Origin of the sequence: Rhodoluna sp., assembly GCF_024639375.1 — a bacterium.
GTDB lineage: Bacteria > Actinomycetota > Actinomycetes > Actinomycetales > Microbacteriaceae > Rhodoluna.
The window spans coordinates 1-3,356 of record NZ_JAHEIM010000022.1; the positions used below are offsets into that span (position 1 = coordinate 1).

The 3,356-nt window shown below is 50.6% G+C and carries 5 protein-coding genes; 4 read left to right on the forward strand and 1 reads right to left on the reverse strand.

Annotated elements, in window-relative coordinates; all coding sequences use genetic code 11:
• Both Q0L28_RS06440 and Q0L28_RS06445 read left to right on the forward strand, forming a co-directional pair.
• Positions 1-439 (forward strand): DNA alkylation repair protein (locus Q0L28_RS06440; protein ID WP_296633157.1); only part of this gene is annotated, 439 nt, incomplete at its 5' end.
• Between the two features lie 36 nt (positions 440-475).
• Entirely contained in the window at positions 476-682 is a 207-nt protein-coding gene (locus tag Q0L28_RS06445; RefSeq protein WP_296633159.1) for a DUF2061 domain-containing protein, read from the forward strand.
• Here Q0L28_RS06445 and Q0L28_RS06450 read toward each other — a convergent pair.
• Complete coding sequence (locus Q0L28_RS06450; RefSeq protein ID WP_296633161.1) at positions 679-1,470, reverse strand: exodeoxyribonuclease III; 792 nt, start codon at positions 1,468-1,470, stop codon at positions 679-681. The genes Q0L28_RS06445 and Q0L28_RS06450 overlap by 4 nt on opposite strands.
• Positions 1,471-1,506: 36 nt before the next feature.
• Here Q0L28_RS06450 and pyrE point away from each other — a divergent pair, with 36 nt between their 5' ends.
• Together pyrE and Q0L28_RS06460 are read left to right on the forward strand one after the other, a co-directional pair.
• A complete protein-coding gene (gene pyrE, locus Q0L28_RS06455) occupies positions 1,507-2,070 on the forward strand; it encodes an orotate phosphoribosyltransferase (RefSeq protein ID WP_296633164.1) in 564 nt (187 codons plus the stop codon).
• The gene (locus Q0L28_RS06460) at positions 2,051-3,286 is read left to right on the forward strand and encodes an MFS transporter (RefSeq protein ID WP_296633167.1); all 1,236 of its coding nucleotides are present in this window, start codon (positions 2,051-2,053) and stop codon (positions 3,284-3,286) included. The genes pyrE and Q0L28_RS06460 overlap by 20 nt, the downstream gene beginning before the upstream one ends.
• Positions 3,287-3,356: the final 70 nt, after the last annotated feature.

Genomic DNA, 3,356 nt, shown 5'->3' on the forward strand with positions numbered 1-3,356 from the left:
TCGCACCGAACTCTTTGATTTCTATTTGCAAAATGTTTATGCCCAACGGGTCAACAATTGGGATCTCGTTGATAGCACTGCGCCTTACTTTGGTGAATTGCTAATTGGCCGCACTGGAACCGACAAACTTCTGAATTCGCTTGCTGCCAGCGATTCACTTTGGGAACGCAGAACTGCCGTGTTGTTCACCGCAGCATTCATCCGCGATTATCGCTTTGATGAAATTTTGCGCCTTGCCAAGAAGCTGCTCAAAGACGATCAAGATTTAATGCACAAAGCCGTCGGATGGATGCTGCGTGAAGTAGGAAATCGTGAGAGCGATGTGCTGCGCGCATTTTTGCATGAGCATGCAAATCGAATGCCTCGCACAATGCTGCGCTATTCAATTGAAAAGTTGAGTGAGACCGAACGCAAAAGGTGGCTAACCTTTAAGGGTTGAGAGGGGCCAGCCGTGGACAGCAAAAAGAAAAGCATCGTGAAAAGCATCACGTGGTATTCGTTTCACAATGTGATGATGTTTAGCATCGGTTATGCATTCACCGGCAGCGTTGAAACTGGTCTGGCTATTGCTTTGATACAAACCGCAGGCGAATCAGTTCTCTATTATTTTCACGAACGAGCTTGGATCCGCTGGGGTCACCGCATTGTGAAAGATAAAAATATTTCGAAGCCTGCGACCTAGTTTAAATCGATGACCACGGGCACGTGGTCGCTTGGCGCCTCGCCCTTGCGCTCGTCGCGATCAATCGCTGCCGAGGTAACTCGATCGGCAAGAGCATCGTTGCCCAAAATAAAATCGATGCGCATTCCTTCGTTACGAGGGAATCGCAATTGCTGGTAATCCCAGTAGGTGTAGCCATCGGGAACGCGTTCACGAACCACATCGATCATTCCAATTTGCTCAAAAGCCTCAAAGGCCTGGCGCTCTTCGGGTGTCACGTGGGTGAGGCCTGCAAAATCCGCAATGTCCCAAACGTCAGTATCCAAAGGGGCAATGTTGAAATCACCCATCAAAGCCAACGGCAGCTCGGGTTCGTGCTCTTGCCACTCGGCCACATTCGAAGCCAGTCGATCTAGCCACTCGAGCTTGTAGTGATAGTGTGGGTCGCCAATGTCGCGGCCATTCGGCACATAAAGTGACCAAAGCCGCACGCCATCGAAGGTTGCACCCAGCGCACGAGCCTCTTCAACGGCTTCTTTACCTTCTTTGCCAAATGGCGGAATGCCATTGAAGCCAACTTCGATGTCCTCAGCCTCAATGCGGCTGGCAAAAGCTACGCCGTTCCATTGGTTTAGGCCGTGCATGTAGATCTTGTAACCGGCATCTTCAAACTGCTTATAAGGAAACTGATCTGGCTTGCATTTGATCTCTTGCATCGCCAAAACATCAGTGCTTGTGCGCTCAAGCCATGAAACCACTCGGTCTACACGGGTGCGAATTGAATTTACGTTGTGGGTGGCGATGCGCATGCTTCTAGCCTAAATGCGCTTAGGTAAACTGAACTCATGACCTTTAGCTCGCCTTCAAAACCACGCCTCGTTGAACTGATTAAGCAGTTGGCGGTAGTGCACGGGCGAGTCACTCTTTCTAGCGGAATCGAAGCCGACTACTACGTTGACCTTCGTCGTGCGACCCTTCACCACGAAGCCGCTCCGCTGATTGGCCAGGTAATGCTAGACATGCTCGATGCTGCTGGCATCACCGAATTCGATGCAGTTGGTGGTTTGACGATGGGTGCAGACCCGGTGGCCACCGCAATCATGCACCAGGCGGCATCCCGAGGCCGTGCAGTAGACGCCTTTGTAGTTCGCAAGGCAGCCAAAGCTCACGGCATGGGTCGTCAGGTTGAAGGCCCAGATGTAAAGGGCAAAAAAGTAATTGTGGTTGAAGACACCTCAACCACCGGCGGCTCACCACTAACCGCCGCACAGGCACTCGAAGAAGCAGGCGCAATCATTGTTGCGGTTGCCACCGTGGTTGATCGCGACACCGGTGCCGACAAAGTGATCGGGGATGCTGGCTACCGATATTTGTCAGCGGTAAGTCTTGATGACCTTGACCTTCGCTAACGAGAAACGCACTCGCAGACCCTTTGTTTTAACCCAGATAAGTTCTGGGCTCAGCGTCGTTTCGGGCTCCATGGTTTTCATGGCGTTTCCGTGGCTTGCAATTCAACTAACCGGCTCAGCAACTAGCGCCGGCCTAGCAATTGCCATCACATCTATCCCCGGATTGCTTCTTGCTCCTGTAATGGGATCAATCGTTGACAAATTCGGTCGCCGCAAAACCGGAATCGTGATTGAAATTCTCACCGCACTGGTGACTCTGCTAATTCCATTTATTGCAAATGTTTGGGTCATCACTTTTCCGTTGCTAATTGCGCTTGGCACATTGCGTTCAACCGTGGGCTCGGGCTCGGGCACTGCACGCAAGGCATTTGTGCCCGATGTGGCTCGCGTTGCCGGCCTTTCACTCGAGCGAGCCAACTCAATTCAAGAAGCCGTTTTTGCTTCAGGCTTTGCGGTTGGCCCAGCTATCGCCTCGTTCTGCATTGGCTGGATCGGTGTTTACAACACCTTTTATGTAATCGCTGCATTCGGTGCGGTTTCGGCGTTGTTTATGTTGCCGGTGAAAGCACGCGAACACAAAGAAGACCACGAAGCCGAAAAGAATTTGTTTAAGTTCGCCGTTGAAGGCTTCACAATTATTTTCAAAACGCCATCCGTAGCAATTATGTTGGCCGGTGTAATGACCTTGGCCATGATTTATTTGCCTACCGAGATGGTGGTTCTGCCTAACTACTTCAACGCAAAGCATGACCCGCAGAGCCTTGGCATTTTGCTTTCAACCATGGCAGCAACCACTGTGATTGGTTCGCTTTCGTTTGAAAAGCTTTCGAAGATTTTCAAGTACAGCAGCATCTTTAGATTCGCCATCTTGGGTGTTGCACTTTCGAACTTGGCAATGTCGTTCTTGCCGCCATACTTTATGCTCATCATTTTTGGTTTGGTGCTTGGCTTGGCTTGGGGCCCAATGACACCGCTGCTAAACACAGTGATTCAGCGCAAGATTCCGCCAAGCAAACGCGGTCGAGTGTTCAGTCTCGAAATGGTTATCTGGTCTGGTGGGCCAATGATTTCAATGGTTTTCGCGGGCATCGCAGTTGACGCATTTGGTGTGCAGCCGGTTTACTTTGCACTGGCTTCGCTGGTGCTTGCAATTGGCGCAGCAATTACCTTCAGCAAGTACATGAAAGAAATCAACACAGCTGATTTCAGTAGTTGAAATGCAATTCATCGAGAAATACAACGTTGCACTAAGCATTGCCGGAGTTGCGCCGGTAGTTAAAGCTCAG